Annotated in this window: 1 protein-coding gene; it reads right to left on the bottom strand. The window is 39.9% G+C overall.

Annotated elements, in window-relative coordinates:
* The coding region (locus tag A8143_RS16530) for a hypothetical protein (RefSeq protein WP_139134421.1) at positions 1-1,059 on the bottom strand (1,059 nt) is incomplete at its 3' end.
* Positions 1,060-1,167 lie beyond the last annotated feature (108 nt).

Below are 1,167 nucleotides of genomic sequence, written 5' to 3'. Positions count from 1 at the left end.
TACCGCTCCACCTTCACAAACTTCAACATCCTCACCTGCATCAATAGCTGGTGGTGCGAGTACATCAACATCTACCGTAGCTGTATTCTCACAACCATTAGCATCTGTTCCGGTTACCGTAAAAGTATTAATTCCAGCTGTTAATGGTTCATGAGCCACTCCATCAGTAACACCTCCATCCCAGATATAGGTCACCGCTCCTGATCCGGTCAAAATCACTTCATCTCCTAAGCAAATTTCAGTTGCATCAGCAGTTCCTGAAACAACGGGTAAATCATAAACTGTAATCTCCACTGAAAAGTCACAATCATCATCACTATCGCTTGTTGCGGTATACGTTGTCACACCAACAGGTGGTACAAAAGCTACTCCATTTGTCACCCCTCCGTCCCAAGTAATTGTTCCGCCATGTGTTGAAGTCGCTTCTAAGGTCACCTCTTCCCCTAAACAAACTTCTGTTGCTGAAACTGTTGTAAGCATGTCGTCACAGGCAACCTCACCCGATCGAAAACCCAACTCAATAATTCCTATTTCATTACCTCCATGGAGGCTATTCACTACAATTGTTACCTCATCAACATCAACATAAGTGGAACCAAAAGGCACTACGAAACCGAGTCCGCTACCATCAGGCATTGGAACGGTAATTGTTTCCGTTCCCAATAAAGTACCTCCATCGTAAAAGCTTAACGTAAGATTATTTAAAGAGTGATTCAATTCGCAAGCAGTTGACCAGCCATTCCAAACATGAAGTGCATCAATAGTTGACACTGGTATACCAACGGTTAATGTTCCAGTTGTGTTACCATAGGCTGATATATAAGCTTGAGAAGCACCAACTGAACACGTATTTGTAAAAGCGTCTACAAGCGGATCGGAAAAACCAGTTGCTTGATCAAAAATATTCTCAATTTCTGTTCCTCCTCCAAATTCTCCAGCTGTTGTGGTAGCAGAAATTGGAACGATATGAGTTTGAGAAAATCCGTTTATAGAAATTATACTCAATGTGAAAAATAGAATTATTTGGTTAAAGAACTTCTCTGACAAATAATTATGCATATTATATAGTTTTTTGGCTACAGTTGTTTTTTTTCTAATTCAATGACGTTCAATATTAAAAAGTGTTGCCTTTGGGAGATTTTTTGCACCAATGAACCTCATTTTTTT

The organism is Crocinitomix algicola (assembly GCF_001661595.2).
Lineage (GTDB): Bacteria > Bacteroidota > Bacteroidia > Flavobacteriales_D > Crocinitomicaceae > Crocinitomix > Crocinitomix algicola.
This window is presented reverse-complemented; position numbering and strand designations above follow the sequence as displayed.